Origin of the sequence: Streptomyces sp. NPDC025273, from assembly GCF_040638585.1 — a bacterium.
Lineage (GTDB): Bacteria > Actinomycetota > Actinomycetes > Streptomycetales > Streptomycetaceae > Streptomyces > Streptomyces cinereorectus.
This window is the reverse complement of sequence record NZ_JBEZYP010000003.1, coordinates 1-15,464: the sequence shown is the minus strand read 5'-3', so window position 1 is coordinate 15,464 and position 15,464 is coordinate 1. Positions and strand designations below refer to the sequence as shown.

Here is a 15,464-nt window from a genome sequence, read left to right as displayed (position 1 = left end):
CGTTTCCTCAGCTGTCGAGGGCGCGCAGATCACGCAGCCCGATTCCGTACGGGGTGGGGGTACCGTCGTGGTCGCTGGTCAAGGGCGGGCCTGTGGAGCAGTCCCAGGTGTTCCAGGCCCGTCCGCGGTAGGAGGTCCGCGGTCGTCGAACCTCTGCTTGACCCGGTCGGCGAAGCCGTGGGGGCAGGTGTTCTCGCCGATCTCGCCGGTGGCGAGGGGGACTTCGGTGACGACCGGCGCGAACGTGGAGGTCCAGCAGTCCTCGTTCGCGCAGACATCGGGAGTGGTGGAGTGTCGTGCGCCGGCGGGACGGTCCGCCGGGTCGTACGGCTCGTGATGGGTGGTGCCGGTCGGATCCGGGTCCGGATCCGCCTTGCAGGGCGTGCCGTTGAGCATGAACGCACCGGGTGATCGGCCCCTACGGGCGCCCGCACCCGCTCCGGACGTCAGGGGCCGGCGGTGATGCCCGCGCCGTTCGCGGACGTCCCGTTCCAGCCCCCGCCATGCGCACGGGGGCGGATCCGGAGGCTGTCGCCACGGGTACGGCAGCGAGGCCGGCCGTGGCGAGCACTGCTCCGAGGAGCAGTCCGAGCAGGTGCGACGGTGTCGCATGAGCGACTCCTGACAGACCGGGCGTGCCCCCTACGGCACGTCGGCTGATGGAACCGCTCCCACTGGTGAGGCTTGACGTTAGAGCGTCAAGTGGTGTCGGTCAACACACCCGTTCCCATCTCTTGCTATCGAAATAATTCGACTCTTCACGTCTCTTGACTCCGTTTTTCCTCGTCCCCATGCTGGGAGCGCTCCCACTGGTTCAAGGCTTGTGCTCAGCCCCGCACACCCCCATGTATGCCGAGCCGCGAGGAGGTACCCGCGCATGCCGACGGGAACCGCACGAAGAACTTGGTTACCGAAAGGACCCGGCCGAACCGGAGCCGGATCCAGACGGTTGTGGACAGCATTCGTGGCCGCGTTCGCCCTTCCGCTGGGTATGACCGCCGCGGCGGGCACCCCCGCCCAGGCCGCCGCCGTGCAGTGCAGTGTCGACCAGAAGACCAATGACTGGGGTTCGGGCTTCAGCACCGAACTCACCGTCACCAACCGGGGCTCCGCCGCGATCGACGGCTGGACCCTGACCTACGCCTACGCCGGAAACCAGCAGCTCACCAACGGCTGGAACGGAACCTGGTCCCAGTCCGGCAAGAACGTCACCGTCAAGAACGCGGCCTGGAACGGCACCATCGCCGCCGGGGCCGCTGTGACGACGGGCGCGCAGTTCTCCTACAGCGGCACCAACAGCGCTCCGACCGCCTTCGCCGTCAACGGCACGGCCTGTGCGGGAGCACACCAGCCGCCGATCACCGTCCTCACCTCCCCGGCGGCGGGCGCCGTCTTCTCCGCCGGAGACCCGGTACCCCTGGCCGCCACCGCGGCGGCCGCGGACGGAGCGGGGATCAGCAAGGTCGAGTTCTACGACAACACGACACTGCTCGGCACCGACACGACATCCCCCTACACCTACAGCGCCCAGGGCCTGGCCGCCGGCAGCCACTCCGTGTACGCCAGGGCCTACGACAGCCTCGGTGCCTCCGCGGAGTCCACCCCGGCCGGCATCACCGTCGCCGCCGGTCCCGCCGTAGTCGCGACACCGGCCCAACTCGGTGTCCAGCAGGGCAAGTCCGGCACCTTCGACGTCAAGCTCTCCACCCGGCCGGCGGCGAATGTCGCCGTCACGGTGGCCCGGTCCGCGGGCAACACGGGGCTGAGCGTCAGCGGTGGAGCGAGCCTCACCTTCACTCCGTCGAACTGGTCCACGGCGCAGAAGGTGACCGTCTCGGCCGACGCCTCGGGCACCGGAGCCGCGACGTTCACCGTGACGGCGCCCGGCCACGGCAAGGCCGAGGTCACCGTCACCCAGCTGGCGGCGGCGAAGGAGTACGACGCCCGCTTCCTCGACCTGTACGGGAAGATCACCGACCCGGCGAACGGCTACTTCTCCTCGGAGGGCATCCCCTACCACTCCGTGGAGACGCTGATCGTCGAGGCCCCCGACCACGGGCACGAGACGACGTCGGAGGCGTACAGCTACCTGATCTGGCTGCAGGCGATGTACGGGAAGATCACCGGGGACTGGACGAAGTTCAACGGTGCGTGGGACACCATGGAGAAGTACATGATCCCCACGCACGCCGACCAGCCCACGAACTCCTTCTACAACGCCTCCAAGCCCGCCACCTACGCGCCCGAGCACGACACCCCGAACGAGTACCCGGCGGTGCTCGACGGATCCGCGGCCTCCGGGTCGGACCCGATCGCGGCCGAGCTGAAGAGTGCGTACGGCACCGATGACATCTACGGCATGCACTGGATCCAGGACGTCGACAACGTCTACGGATACGGCAACTCGCCCGGGAAGTGCGCGGCCGGTCCCACGGACACCGGACCGTCGTACATCAACACCTTCCAGCGCGGACCGCAGGAGTCCGTCTGGGAGACCGTCACCCACCCGACCTGCGACAACTTCACGTACGGCGGCGACAACGGCTACCTGGACCTGTTCACCGGGGACGCCTCGTACGCCAAGCAGTGGAAGTTCACCAATGCCCCGGACGCGGACGCCCGCGCCGTGCAGGCCGCCTACTGGGCCGACATCTGGGCCGAGGAACAGGGCAAGTCGAGTGAGGTGGCGGCCACCGTCGGCAAGGCGGCGAAGATGGGTGACTACCTGCGCTACTCCATGTTCGACAAGTACTTCAAGAAGGTCGGCAACTGCGTCGGCCCGACCGCCTGCCCCGCGGGCAGCGGCAAGGACAGCGCGCACTACCTGATGTCCTGGTACTACGCCTGGGGCGGCGCCACCGACACGTCGGCGGGCTGGTCCTGGCGCATCGGGTCCAGCCACGCCCATGGCGGATACCAGAACCCGATGGCGGCGTACGCCCTGAGCTCGGTCGCCGACCTCAAGCCCAAGTCGGCCACGGGCCAGCAGGACTGGGCCAAGAGCCTGGACAGGCAGCTGGACTTCTACCAGTGGCTCCAGTCCGACGAGGGTGCCATCGCGGGCGGCGCGACCAACAGCTGGAAGGGCAGCTACGCACAGCCGCCGGTCGGCACGCCGACGTTCTACGGCATGTACTACGACGAGAAGCCCGTCTACCACGACCCGCCGTCCAACCAGTGGTTCGGCTTCCAGGCGTGGTCCATGGAGCGCGTCGCCGAGTACTACCACGAGTCGGGTGACGCCCAGGCCAAGGCCGTGCTCGACAAGTGGGTCGACTGGGCCCTGTCCGAGACGACGGTCAACCCGGACGGCACCTATCTCATGCCGTCCACGCTCAAGTGGTCGGGCGCGCCCGACACCTGGAACGCGTCGAGCCCCGGTGCGAACGACGGGCTCCACGTCACGGTCGCCGACTACACCAACGACGTCGGGGTGGCGGGTGCCTATGCCAGGACCCTGACCTACTACGCCGCCAAGTCCGGTGACACGGAGGCGAAGGCCACGGCCCAGGCGCTGCTCGACGGCATGTGGGAGCACTACCAGGACGGAGCGGGGGTGGCGGTGCCGGAGACCCGCGCCGACTACAACCGGTTCGACGACCCGGTGTACGTCCCCAACGGCTGGACGGGCGCCATGCCCAACGGGGACACCGTCGACAACGACTCGACGTTCCTCTCCATCCGGTCGTTCTACGAGGACGACCCGAACTGGCCGAAGGTGCAGAGCTATCTGGACGGTGGGGCCGCACCGGTCTTCACCTACCACCGGTTCTGGGCACAGGCCGACATCGCACTGGCTCTGGGGGCGTATTCCGACCTCCTGGAGTGAGTGACCGAGAGGTGGAGGGATCCCGGCCGGCCGGGATCCCTCCACCTCGCCCATGGGCCGGGGGCGGAGCGGCGAGCTCGTACAGGATCTGGCGTAGTCGCACCGCCCGATGGACTGAATCGGCCGGAGCGGGTCACACGGAAGGCATGACGTCCACAGATGTAAGGACAGACAGCACCCCGGGCCCTGACGGCGGGGCGCCCCGCCGCAACCGCATGCGCGGATGCCTGCCGTTCGCCGGCGTGTGCGCGGCGGCCGTGGTCCTGCTGCTCGTGGGCACCCGGATCAGCCTTCTGCCGGGGCTAGGCGGCGTGTTCGGCGAGGAGACCACGGACCGTTCCGGGCCCGCGGTCCTCAAGTCGATCCAGGACATGAGCACGTACGAGGCGGCCTCCGGCAACTTCCAGGTCGTCGTCGACCTGGAGAAGGACGCCAAGTTCCTGCCCGACGCCATCCGCGGCACCCGCACACTCTATGTGGGCGCCGGTACCGTGGGAGCCTCCGTCGACCTCGGCAAGGTCGCCCGTGACGGAGTGGTCGTCAACGAGGACCGCACCACGGCCGAACTGCGCCTGCCCCACGCGGTCCTGGGCAAGCCCGCGCTGGACCCCGACCGCTCCTACGCCGTGTCCAAGCAGCGCGGTCTCCTCGACCGGCTCGGCGACTTCTTCTCCGACAACCCCGGCAGCGAACAGGCGGTCAACAAGCTGGCGGTCAAGCACATCGGCGAAGCGGCGCAGGAGAGCGGCCTCACCGGGCGGGCCGAGAAGAACACGGCCGCCATGCTCAAGGGCCTCCTCGGCTCCCTCGGGTTCGACAAGGTCACCGTGCGCTACGTCGATGCGCCCTCCTGAGGCCGCGGCCGTCGACTCCTCGCACGGACGGGTGGGCCCGGGGCATACTCATCGAAGTGATCAGTCACATTGTTGACTGACGAGTCGAGGGGTGAGGGCCATGACCGCCGCCGAAACCGCGGAGCAGTTCCGGGCCGCCGTCGAGAAGCGTGATCTCCCGGCGCTGGACGCATTGTTCGCCGAGGACGTCCGTCTCTTCAGTCCGGTGAAGTTCACTCCGTTCGAGGGCAGGCCGACGGTGCTCGGGCTCTTCTGTGTGCTCCTGCGTACGTTCGAGGACTTCCGCTACATCGGACACTTCGCGGGGGAAGCGCTCACCAGCGCCGGGGACACCGCGACCCCGTCGGAGATCCTGCTGTTCAAGGCGTCCGTGAACGGCAAGGAGATCCACGGGATCGACCTGCTGCAGTTCGACGGGGCGGGCCTCATCGAGGAGTTCACCGTGATGGTCCGTCCGATGTCCGCCGTCGAGACCCTGGGGGCGGCGGTCCTCGCGGGTCTGGCGGCCGACGGTCTCGTGCCGGATCCGGCCGGGGGCTGATCCTCCGAGGAGCCCGGCCGCGCTCTGCGGCCGGGCCGCTCGACGGCATGGCGCGGACACTCTGCGCGATCGAGCAACTACCCTTCGTGTCCTGTCCGGCTGTTGATCGGCAATCGAGGGGACCTCCGAATGAACCGTATCCGTAGCGCACTTGCGGCGATCGGCATCACCGCGGGGCTCGTGGCGACCCCCGCCGCGAGTGCCGCACCGCACCAGGAACTCGCTTCGTCGGCGGCCGTCCGCCACGACCCGTGCACCGGCGAGTTCCTCGGTGACGCCCGGCTGGGACCCACGTGGCTCCCGAACCCGGCCCAGGCCCCCGTCGGCCCGCTGCTCAAGGGCTACAAGCGCACAGGAGCCCTGTCACCGTCCGCCTTCCTGGCCAAGTACTGGGAGGGTCCCGCCGACACGGGCGGCTGGAAGTACCCGCCCAACGACGGCTTCGCCGAGGTCAACGGCGAGATCGACAAGGAGCCCGCCAAGCTGCGTCCCGGCCAGCGCCTGGACCGCTTCGGCTCGGAGTACGGCAGCTACCTGGCGCCGGCGGGGGACGCGTACACCGAGCGGGCCCTTCCCCCGCAGAACCTCAGCACCCGTGATGCCGCCGTCCCTTGCGACTACCGGGTCTACAAGGTCGCCAAACCGTTCTGGGTCTGGCAGGGCGGCATCGCTCCGTGGTTCGAGCAGCGCGGTGGCGGGCAGCAGATCAAGCTCGACGCGGTCTTCCTCGACCCGGGCGCCGGGGAGCGGCTCAACGTGAAGTGGCTGCTGGACCACGCCTATCTCACGCCCGCGGGCGCGTAACCACCCGTGGAACGCCGTGAACTGCGGTCCGCGCTCGACGCGGCAAGGGTGCCAGGCGGTTACTACCGGATCGAAGGCGTCCACGAACCGGTCCCCACACCCACCGACTTCCTGTTCCTGAGACGGGCACCCGACGGGGCCTGGGAGACCGGCGCGTACGAACGCGGTACGTACGAGGTGCTCGCCCGGCACCCGGACGAGGCCACGGCCTGCGGACACCTTCTGCACCTGCTCGTGTGAGGGCGGCCGGTTTGCCGGAACGGCAAGGTCGCTTGCCCGGGAACACGGCTGCGCCGAATGATCGTGACGCAGACCGATTCCGGGGACTCCAGGAGGATCCATGCCGCAACCCGTTGCCTCTCCCGAGCCTTCCGCGTCCGTCCCCGGCGCCGTCCACCGGCTGGTGGACGTGCCCGGCGGCCGGATCCATCTGCTCGAACAGGGCACCGGCCCCCTCGTCCTCATGATCCACGGCTTCCCCGAGACCTCCTACTCCTGGCGCCACCAGCTGCCGGCCGTCGCCGCGGCGGGGTTCCACGCGGTCGCCGTCGACGTACGGGGTTACGGCCGTTCGTCGGCGCCCACGAGCGTGGACGCCTACCGGATGACGGCCCTCGTCGCCGACACCGTCGGAGTCGTCCACGCGCTGGGGGAGGAGACCGCCACGGTCGTCGGCCACGACTGGGGCTCGCCCATCGCGGCCAACAGCGCGCTGCTGCGGCCCGACATGTTCACCGCCGTGGCGATGCTCAGCGTTCCCTACGCCCCGTGGAACCCGATGCGGCCCACCGACGGGTTCGCCCGTATCGGCGGGAGCGAGGAGTTCTACGTCAGCTACTTCCAGGAACCCGGCCGCGCCGAGGCGGAGATCGACACCGACGTACGCGGGTGGCTCGCCGGCTTCTACGCGGCACTGTCCGCCGACACGATGCCGCCACCCGGCGAGGCCGGTCCCTTCTTCGTACCCCCGGGCGCACGCATGCGCGACCGCTTCCCCGAGGGCCCACTGCCGTCCTGGCTCACCGAGGCCGACCTCGACGTGTACGGCGCCGAGTTCGCGCGGACGGGCCTGACCGGCGGGCTCAACCGCTACCGCAACGTCGACCGGGACTGGGAGGACCTGGCCGTCTGGGACGGAGCGCGGCTCACCCGGCCCTCGCTCTTCATCGGCGGCGCCCTCGACGCGTCCACGACCTGGATGGCCGACGCGATCGCCGCCTACCCCACCACACTTCCCGGTCTGGTCTCCTCGCACGTCCTGGAGGGCTGCGGGCACTGGATCCAGCAGGAACGCGCCACCGAGGTCAACACACTGCTGACGCGGTGGCTGCACACGGTGCACGCCTGACGGCCCCCCCACCCCCGGGCCACCCGTGGCCGCGTGTCGAAGTCGGGCCGCCGCAAGCGGACCGGCCAAGGTGGGCGTATGAACAGTGCAGGCATTCTCGCCGATGCGTTCGAGCGCATTCACGAAACGGTGCACGCCGCGGTCGAAGGCCTGGCCCCCGCCGAACTCAACGCCAGGCTCGACGCGGACGCGAATTCGATCGCCTGGCTCGTGTGGCACCTCACGCGCGTCCAGGACGACCACGTCGCGGATGCGGCGGGGACCGAGCAGGCGTGGCTCGCACAGGACTGGGCCGCCCGCTACGGGCTGCCGTTCACGAAGGGGTCCACCGGCTACGGCCATACCAGCGCCCAGGTGGCGTCCGTGCGGGTGGCCTCGGCCGGCCTCCTCCTCGGGTACTTCGACGCCGTGCACGAACAGACCCTGGCCTTCGTCCGAGGGCTCGACGGCCGGGCCCTGGACCGCGTCGTCGACGCGTCCTGGTCGCCCCCGGTCACGCTCGGCGTGCGGCTGGTCAGCGTCATCGCCGACGACCTGCAGCACGCGGGTCAGGCGGCGTTCGTCCGCGGCTCGCTGGAGCGCCGGTAAGCCGCGGTCCCGGTACGCGCGTAGTGCCCCGGACCCGCACCGACCACACGCCTGAAGTGCCGGGAGAAGTGGGGACCGGTCGTGGAAGCCGACGGTCACCGCCACCTCGGGCGCACGCATGCCCCGAGCAGCAGCCGCCGGGCCGGATCGACGCCGACGACCCCGTACGTGCTGATGTTCCGTCAGCCCGTTCTCGTCCTCGCCGGGGCGAACGAGACGCTGACCACGGCACACACGCGGGCGGTCGGCCGGGGCACGATCACCTCCGTGTTCACCTCGGACCTCGTCGCGACCGGTCCCGGCAAGGCCGACCGGGCCGCCGTGCGCGCCGTCGGCCGAGACGGACCGGTCCGCGTGGGCCCGGCCTTCCACGGGCCCCGCGACGCCGTGGACAAGATCCCAGGGGCGCTTCGACGCACGCCTGGCCGACAGCGGTGCGCAACGGGCAGGGCACGCAGTGGTACACCCGTGCGAGTGAACGTCCGTGGTGCCATACTCGGAATCAGTCCGCAGGGCAGGCTTGTCTTCGTCCCGAAGGGTGACGCGTCATGAACTGGGCATCGTGGACCACCTGCGGTGTCTTCGCGGGAACAGGCGGAGTGCGCACCGAAGAGATAGGCGTCGTGAACGGCGATCTGACCGTACACACGACATGGTCCGAAGGGCAGGCAGAGGTAGCCGTGCAGTACAGCGGCGCCTCGGACTGGTTCACGCTGGCAGGAAGTCCTGTGCCGTGCCCCTCCGAAGAAGCCAGCCGTTCCTTCCACCAGAGAGTCGTCGAGGCGGTACGCGCCGGAGGCGGAGCCACGGTTCCGGTACCGCACGCGGTGGAATGAGCCCCGCCGCGTGATCCGTGGTCCGTGCGCACGCATCCGGCGCGCGCCCGTCACCGCTGATCGAAGCGCCGCACGTACCGCCGCTGCCAGGGCGTCTCCACGGCGCCGGGATGGTAGTGCCGGCGGACGTAGGCGACCGCCTCGTCCGCCGGGACACCGTCCAGCACGGCAAGACAGGCCAGCCCCGTGCCGGTCCGTCCCTTCCCGCCCCCACACGCCAGCTCTACCCGGTCCGTCGCGGCACGGTCCAGCGCTTCCCGGAGCAATGTCCGGGCCTGCGCCCGGTCCTTGGGCAGCCGGAAGTCCGGCCAGCGCAGCCACCGCGACTCCCAGGCCGCCGGGGGCGGTTGCCTGCCGAGCAGATGGACCGCGAAGGTGGGGTCAGGGCCCTCGGGGAGCGGGTGCCGCAGCCCGCGGCCGCGGACCAGCCAGCCCGAGGGGAGCACGATCACGCCCGTGCCGGCCGGATCCCATCCCTCCGTCACGATCAGGCCTTCCCGTCGAGGTCCTGCGCGAGCAGCGTCGCCAGTTCCTCGACCGCCTCCTGCGCGCCCGCGCCGACGGCGGACAGCACCAGCGAATCGCCGTGCTGGGCCGCCAGGGCGAGCACCGAGAGCATGCTGCGTGCGTCGACCGGGTCACGGCCCTCGCGTGCGACGGTCACCCTGACCGGCTGACGGGTGGCCGCCTGGACGAACAGCGAGGCCGGACGGGCGTGCAGCCCGCTGCGGGAGCCGACGGAGACGGTGCGCTGGTACATGGATTCCCTCCTGAGGGGACGAATCGGTCTACGGGTTGCGGTACGGGCGGGGGGTCAGGCAGCCACGGGGACCTTGGGCTCGCCGGCCGCCGGCGCCGCCACCTCCGGGCTGCGTCGCAGCCCCTTGAGGGTGACGACCAGAGCCGTCGCCACCGCCGTACCCGCGGCGATCACCAGCAGGTAGAGGAACGGCTCACCGATCAGGGGCACGACGAACACGCCACCGTGCGGGGCGCGGAGCGTACAGCCGAAGGCCATGGACAGCGCCCCGGTGACCGCGCCGCCGGCCATGACCGACGGGATCACCCGCAGGGGGTCGGCCGCGGCGAACGGGATCGCGCCCTCACTGATGAACGACGCGCCCAGGACCCACGCCGCCCTGCCGTTCTCCCGCTCGGCCCGCGTGAACAGCTTGCTGCGCACGGTCGTGGCGAGCGCCATCGCGAGCGGCGGCACCATGCCGGCCGCCATCACCGCGGCCATCACCTTCAGGCTGCCCGGCGTCGGGTCGGCCAGGCCGCCCACCGCGAAGGCGTACGCCACCTTGTTCAGCGGGCCTCCCATGTCGAAGCACATCATCAGGCCCAGGACGACACCGAGGATCACCGCGTTGGAGCCCGAGAGCCCGTTCAGCCCGTCGGTGAGGGCCTTCTGGAGCGAGGCGATGGGCTTCCCGACCACGACGAACATCAGGAATCCGACGGCGGTCGACGCGAGCAGCGGGATCACCAGCACCGGCATGATGCCGCGCAGGGTGGGATGCACCTTCACCCGCTGGATCGCCATCACGACCGCACCGGCCAGCAGTCCGGCGACCAGGCCGCCGAGGAAGCCCGCGTTGATCGTGAGCGCGATGGCGCCACCGACGAAACCGGGGACGAGCGCCGGCCGGTCGGCCATCCCGTACGCGATGTAACCCGCCAGTACCGGCACCAGGAAGCCGAACGCGGCGCCACCGATCTGGTTGAGCAGGGCGGCCCAGCTGTCCGCCTCGCCCCAGGCGAAGTGCTCGGCGACGGACTGGGCACTCGCGATCTCGTAGCCGCCGATGGCGAACGACAGCGCGATCAGGAGCCCTCCGGCGGCGACGAACGGCACCATGTAGCTGACACCGGACATCAGATAGGTCCGCAGCCGGACACCGAAGTGCCCGGAGGAACCGCCGGCCGCGCCGGCTCCCGCGTCCGCGTCGTCGCGGCCGTCGGAGATCCGGCTGATCTCGCCGTGTTCGGCCTTGCGCCGGGCCTCGGCGATGAGCTCGGCGGGCCGGCTGATCCCCGCCTTCACCCCGGCATCGACGACGGGCTTGCCGGCGAACCGCGCCTTCTCCCGCACTTCGACGTCGTGCGCCCAGATGACCGCGTCCGCCGCGGCGATGACCGCGGGGTCCAGCCGCTGGAAGCCGGCCGAACCCTGTGTCTCCACACTGATGACCACGCCCGCGGCGCGCGCGGCCGCCTCCAGGGACTCGGCCGCCATGTAGGTGTGTGCGATCCCGGTGGGACAGGAGGTCACGGCGACGATCCGGAACGGCTCGTCGGCCGCGTCCCGGCCGTCCGCCGTGTGCTGGGCCTCTCCGGAGGAGGGAGCGGCCGCCTGCTCACCGCGGATCAGGGCCGCCGCGGCGGCGGGATCGCCCTCCGTCCTCAGCGCACCGGTGAATTCGGGGTCCATCAGCCGCCGTGCCAGGCTCGACAGGATGGTGAGGTGGTCCTCGTCCGCACCGGCCGGTGCGGCTATCAGGAAGACCAGATCCGCGGGACCGTCGGCGGCACCGAAGTCGATGCCCTGCGCGCTGCGGCCGAAGGCCAGCGTAGGCGCGGCGACATGGGCGCTCCGGCAGTGCGGAATACCGATGCCGCCGTCCAGACCGGTCGGCATCTGGGCCTCGCGGGCCGCCACGTCGGCAAGGAAGCCGTCGAGGTCGGTGACGCGGCCGGCCGCCACCATCCGTTCGGCCAGGGAACGGGCGGCTGCGCTCTTGGTCTCGGCGGACAGATCGAGGTCGACCAGTTCCGCGGTGATCAGCTCACTCATCGCGGGGCTCCTTGCTCGTGGACCGTCCTGGGGACAGTCGGTTCGTGGGACGTGGGGCTCGTACAGCTGGGTGGGGGACGGCGGTGGTCATGGGGCCGGCTCCGACAGAGCGAGGTCCATGGGGATGTCCGAGGTCGTGACGACCGCGGACAGATCGAGGTCGGCCGGGGTCGGCATGACGCTTCCGGGCAGTTGTACGGCGGCCGCGCCGTGGGCCACCGCGGCGGAGAGCGCCGCCCGGCCCGCTCCGCCCGCGGCGAGGAACCCCGCGAGGGACGCGTCCCCCGCGCCGACGTTGCTGCGGACGACATCCACCCGCGCGCCGGCGAAGTACGCTCCGGAATCCTCCACCAGCAGCTGTCCGGCGGCGCCCAGGCTGGCCAGCACCGACCGGGCCCCGAGCTCGCACAGCTCCTGCGCTGCCTTGAGCGCGTCACCGACCGTCGCGAGCGGGCGGCCGACCGCCTCGGCCAGCTCCTCCGTGTTCGGCTTGATCACGTCGGGCCGCTCACTCAGCGCCGCGACCAGCGCGGCCCCGGAGGTGTCGAGGGCGATACGGGCCCCCGCACGATGGCTGCGGGCGACCAGCTCGGCGTACCACTCGGGCGGCAGTCCGCGCGGCAGACTGCCGCAGCAGGCGATCCACTCCGTGCCCGCCGACCGTGAGCGCACGGCGTCCAGCAGGCACTCCGCCTCGGCCGTGGTGATCTCTGGTCCCGCCGCGTTGACCTTGGTGAGCACGCCGTCGGGTTCGACGAGGGTGATGTTGATCCGGGTGCTGCCGGCGATCGGTACCCCGGCGGCCTCGATGCCGTGCTCACCGAGCAGCCGGGCCAGCAGCTCGCCCTCCGGCCCGCCCAGCGGCGCGACGGCCACGGTGCGGTGCCCGGCGGCGGCGACCGCGCGGGAGACGTTGATGCCCTTGCCCCCGGGGTCGACGCGGTCCGCGGTGGCCCGCAGGACGGCGCCCCGGATGAGGCCGGGCAGCTCGTACGTCCGGTCCAGGCTGGGATTGGGGGTGACGGTCAGGATCATGCGCGTACTACTTCCGTGCCCCGGCTCTCGATGGCCCGGGCGTCCTCGGGGCTGAGCCCCGTATCCGTGATGAGCAGGTCCACCTGGGAGAGGTCGCCGAAGCGCGCGAAGTGCTCCTGGCCGAACTTGCCGGAGTCGGCGAGGAGCACCACCCGGCGGGCCGCCGTGATCACGGCGCGCTTCACCGCTGCCTCGGCCAGATCAGGAGTGGTCAGGCCGCCCTCGGCGGAGAAGCCGTTGGTGGCGAGGAAGACGACATCGGCGTTGATCTCGCTGTACGCGCTGAGTGCCCAGGCGTCGACGGCGGCGCTGGTGCGGTGCCGTACCCGGCCGCCGACCAGATGCAGCGAGATCCCAGGATGGTCCGCGAGGCGCGCGGCGACCGGCAGCGCGTGGGTGACCACGGTGAGACCGGAATCGAGCGGAACGGCGGCGGCCAGCCTGACGGTCGTCGTCCCCGCGTCGATGATGATGTTGCCCTCGGCGGGGAGCTCGCCCAGCGCGGCTGCGGCGATGCGGTCCTTCTCGTCGGCGGCCACCGTGTCGCGCTCGGCGAGACCGGGTTCGAAGCCGAGCCGCCCGGCCGGAATCGCACCACCGTGCACGCGGCGCAGGAATCCCGCCCGGTCGAGAGCCTTGAGATCACGCCGGACGGTCTCGGCGGTCACCTGGAACTCCTCGGCCAGGGACAGCACATCGACGCGGCCGCTCTCGCCGGCCAGGCGGAGGATCTCTTGCTGACGCTCCGGTGCGTACATGTGGTTACGTATCCATTTCATGCCCGAGTCTGTGGTTTCACCAGCAGGCTACGGTCGCATCTCCGGAAAGTAAACACATTCGGATGACGCGTGGGCATGAATGGACATCAGGGTGCACTGGGGCGGGGGATGGGGAGACCTCATTCGTCGGCGCGGCGGCCCGTCCCGTGGCTCAGCGGCCGGGCGAGCAGCGGCACCCGGAGTACCTGGTGCCCGCCGCTCGCCAGCATCCGCACCTCACCGATTTCACTGACCTCGGCGCGTACGATTCCGGACTCGTCCTCGTAGACCGGGTGACCGCCGGCACCGGACCGGGCCGTGAGGTGGACGACCACCACGTCGTCCTCGGCGCCCGCCGCCTGGAATATCAGCTCGTAACTCTCCGGGTAATCCATGAGTGACCTCCCGTTCGGGCACGGCTGCGGCCGGTGCCCCGTTGCCCATTGTTTCGCACCGGCGCGCACCGCGCTCGGGAGCCCGACCCTCGTGACCCGGAGTGATTCCGGATGCGGATTCCGTGGGGCGGGGCGACCATCATCTGCAAGGGACCGGCGCGTGCCGCCACCTTCGCACGGCCGCCCGTGACGCCGGGCGGACTGCCGGCGCGATCGGAGTTCGTCGGCGCGGGCCTCGTGCTCCCGGCCGCCCTGTCGAGAGGAACTGCCGTGCTGATGGCCCATCCCGCAACGCTGCGGAATCTCGTCAAGCGCTACGAAGCACTGCGTAGCCTTCATGTACGGCTCGGTACTCCCGAGAGTGTCCGTCACCTGGAGGACGTCTCCTACACCCTGTGTGTCACCACCGGGACCAGGACCGTACCCGACGCCCTGAGCGCCGCGGAGGCACAGTTGAGGGCCGTCCCGTCGGCAGGATCGGTGATGTCGGCAGGCACACCGTCCGAGGTGCAGCTCACCGCCTGACACCCGCGATTCCGTACGAAGGACGCTGGTTCGCCTGACCGGCGTCCTTCGCTCGTGCCGCGGCCCGCGTCGGGGCCCGTGCGCACGGGGGTGGTCGCCGCCTCGCCCCGGTGCCGGTGCGACCACGGCGAATGGGCGGACCGCACCGTCGATCGGGTGACAGCCGCCGGGCGGACAACATGACTGATCGCCCAGGTGGCTAGGCATGCGGGTATGAGATTTGAGACCCGCCGAAACAAGACCGCTTGCTCGCGCACCCGCCGGCTCCGTGTCGTCGGCGCCCTGTGCGCCGTCCTTGCCTCCGCCCTTGTGACCGGTTGCGGGCAGGACAGCGGTGACAGGACCGCCGCGGCGACCTCAGAAGCCGCGAAGGTCATTCCTAAGGAGACAGCCACCCCGTCCGAGAGCGTTTCGGGCAGTCCCTCCGGCACGGCTCAGCTGACCGAGGACCAGACCGCGCGCAAGGAGCTCCTCTCGACCGTCAAGGTCACTTTCGACAAGGCCGCCACGACAGCGGTGGGCGAGGTGTCCGGCGGCAAGCTGACCGACCTCGACCTCGAGGGCCTGGACGACGAGGACACCGCGAGCCCCAGCGCGAGCCCCAGCGGTGACGGGAGTGCCAGCCCGAGCCCGGAGGGCACCGCGACCGGCAGCCCGAGCCCGAGCGGCAGCTCCACGGGCCCGAAGTGGATCGCGGAGGTGGTCGAGGAGGACGGCACCGCGCACACCGTCACCATCGACGCGGTGTCGGGCGACGTGATCGAGGCCGTCCCCGACGAGGAGCAGACCGACGCCGACAAGCAGCAGATCGCGGACTGGCTCACCAAGGCGACGCAGACGCCGCAACAGGCGGCCAAGGTCGCCACGGACAAGAAGAAGGGCACGGTCACCTCGGTCGGCCTCGACGAGAACGACACCCAGACCCTCGTCTGGGAGGTCGACGTAGTCACCGAGGACTGGAACAGGACCGCCTTCGAGGTGGATGCGGCGAACGGCAAGATCACCAACGAGGTAACCGACGACAACTGACCCCGCACGACGACTCCCAGACATCGGTGGGGGGCCCGGGCGGGCGGCGCCCCCCCAGGGGTTTATGTGGGCCCGGGCGACGAGGGCCGGCGGGGCCCGGCCCCGGGGTGCCCCGCGGCCCCCGG

16 protein-coding genes and 2 pseudogenes are annotated in these 15,464 nt (G+C 70.7%); 11 read left to right on the top strand and 7 right to left on the bottom strand.

Features of this window, described 5'->3' with window-relative positions:
* Nucleotides 1-7: 7 nt before the first annotated feature.
* Nucleotides 8-279 (bottom strand): annotated as a pseudogene (locus AB0F38_RS07225) (cellulose-binding protein); the annotation flags it as partial.
* Nucleotides 280-991: 712 nt separating this feature from the next.
* Here AB0F38_RS07225 and AB0F38_RS07220 point away from each other — a divergent pair.
* The 9 genes and pseudogenes from AB0F38_RS07220 to AB0F38_RS07180 all read left to right on the top strand — a co-directional run bounded on the left by AB0F38_RS07220 (nt 992) and on the right by AB0F38_RS07180 (nt 8,800).
* Nucleotides 992-3,829 carry a glycoside hydrolase family 48 protein gene (locus AB0F38_RS07220; protein ID WP_361888877.1) on the top strand — a complete coding sequence of 946 codons (2,838 nt, stop codon included), beginning with the start codon at nt 992-994 and terminating at the stop codon, nt 3,827-3,829.
* 146 nt (nt 3,830-3,975) lie between these two features.
* A complete protein-coding gene (locus tag AB0F38_RS07215) occupies nt 3,976-4,683 on the top strand; it encodes a DUF4230 domain-containing protein (protein WP_361888007.1) in 708 nt (235 codons plus the stop codon).
* Nucleotides 4,684-4,783: 100 nt separating this feature from the next.
* Nucleotides 4,784-5,224: a nuclear transport factor 2 family protein gene (locus tag AB0F38_RS07210; protein WP_361888004.1), complete on the top strand. Its 441-nt coding sequence runs from the start codon at nt 4,784-4,786 to the stop codon at nt 5,222-5,224.
* A gap of 129 nt (nt 5,225-5,353) precedes the next feature.
* Nucleotides 5,354-6,028 (top strand): TNT domain-containing protein, encoded by a 675-nt coding sequence (locus tag AB0F38_RS07205; protein WP_361888001.1) that lies wholly within the window; start codon nt 5,354-5,356, stop codon nt 6,026-6,028.
* A 6-nt stretch (nt 6,029-6,034) separates the two neighbouring features.
* The gene (locus AB0F38_RS07200; RefSeq protein ID WP_361887999.1) at nt 6,035-6,268 is read left to right on the top strand and encodes a hypothetical protein; all 234 of its coding nucleotides are present in this window, start codon (nt 6,035-6,037) and stop codon (nt 6,266-6,268) included.
* 100 nt (nt 6,269-6,368) lie between these two features.
* On the top strand, nt 6,369-7,376 hold the full coding sequence (locus AB0F38_RS07195) for an alpha/beta hydrolase (RefSeq protein ID WP_361887996.1): 1,008 nt from the start codon (nt 6,369-6,371) through the stop codon (nt 7,374-7,376).
* 78 nt (nt 7,377-7,454) lie between these two features.
* Nucleotides 7,455-7,964, top strand: a complete 510-nt coding sequence (locus tag AB0F38_RS07190; RefSeq protein WP_361887993.1) for a DUF664 domain-containing protein — start codon at nt 7,455-7,457, stop codon at nt 7,962-7,964.
* Nucleotides 7,965-8,123: 159 nt separating this feature from the next.
* A pseudogene (locus AB0F38_RS07185) lies at nt 8,124-8,363 on the top strand (DUF2000 family protein); the annotation flags it as partial.
* A 149-nt stretch (nt 8,364-8,512) separates the two neighbouring features.
* Nucleotides 8,513-8,800, top strand: a complete 288-nt coding sequence (locus AB0F38_RS07180; RefSeq protein WP_361887990.1) for a hypothetical protein — start codon at nt 8,513-8,515, stop codon at nt 8,798-8,800.
* Nucleotides 8,801-8,850: 50 nt separating this feature from the next.
* On the opposite strand, the gene AB0F38_RS07175 is transcribed toward AB0F38_RS07180, so the two are convergent.
* The 6 genes from AB0F38_RS07175 to AB0F38_RS07150 all read right to left on the bottom strand — a co-directional run bounded on the left by AB0F38_RS07175 (nt 8,851) and on the right by AB0F38_RS07150 (nt 13,785).
* Nucleotides 8,851-9,285, bottom strand: coding sequence for a protein phosphatase (locus tag AB0F38_RS07175; protein WP_361887987.1), 435 nt, complete (start codon nt 9,283-9,285; stop codon nt 8,851-8,853).
* A 2-nt stretch (nt 9,286-9,287) separates the two neighbouring features.
* Nucleotides 9,288-9,560 (bottom strand): HPr family phosphocarrier protein, encoded by a 273-nt coding sequence (locus tag AB0F38_RS07170; RefSeq protein ID WP_361887983.1) that lies wholly within the window; start codon nt 9,558-9,560, stop codon nt 9,288-9,290.
* A 54-nt stretch (nt 9,561-9,614) separates the two neighbouring features.
* Nucleotides 9,615-11,597 (bottom strand): fructose-specific PTS transporter subunit EIIC, encoded by a 1,983-nt coding sequence (locus AB0F38_RS07165; RefSeq protein ID WP_361887980.1) that lies wholly within the window; start codon nt 11,595-11,597, stop codon nt 9,615-9,617.
* A gap of 87 nt (nt 11,598-11,684) precedes the next feature.
* Nucleotides 11,685-12,632 carry a 1-phosphofructokinase gene (gene pfkB, locus AB0F38_RS07160; protein WP_361887977.1) on the bottom strand — a complete coding sequence of 316 codons (948 nt, stop codon included), beginning with the start codon at nt 12,630-12,632 and terminating at the stop codon, nt 11,685-11,687.
* The gene (locus AB0F38_RS07155) at nt 12,629-13,390 is read right to left on the bottom strand and encodes a DeoR/GlpR family DNA-binding transcription regulator (protein ID WP_361888874.1); all 762 of its coding nucleotides are present in this window, start codon (nt 13,388-13,390) and stop codon (nt 12,629-12,631) included. Before AB0F38_RS07155 ends, pfkB begins: the two co-directional genes overlap by 4 nt.
* A 140-nt stretch (nt 13,391-13,530) precedes the next feature.
* A complete protein-coding gene (locus tag AB0F38_RS07150) occupies nt 13,531-13,785 on the bottom strand; it encodes a DUF6296 family protein (protein WP_361887974.1) in 255 nt (84 codons plus the stop codon).
* 270 nt (nt 13,786-14,055) lie between these two features.
* Between AB0F38_RS07150 and AB0F38_RS07145 the strand changes: the two genes are divergently transcribed.
* Nucleotides 14,056-14,310 (top strand): DUF5133 domain-containing protein, encoded by a 255-nt coding sequence (locus tag AB0F38_RS07145; protein ID WP_361888872.1) that lies wholly within the window; start codon nt 14,056-14,058, stop codon nt 14,308-14,310.
* Between the two features lie 213 nt (nt 14,311-14,523).
* Nucleotides 14,524-15,339 carry a PepSY domain-containing protein gene (locus AB0F38_RS07140; protein WP_361887971.1) on the top strand — a complete coding sequence of 272 codons (816 nt, stop codon included), beginning with the start codon at nt 14,524-14,526 and terminating at the stop codon, nt 15,337-15,339.
* Nucleotides 15,340-15,464 lie beyond the last annotated feature (125 nt).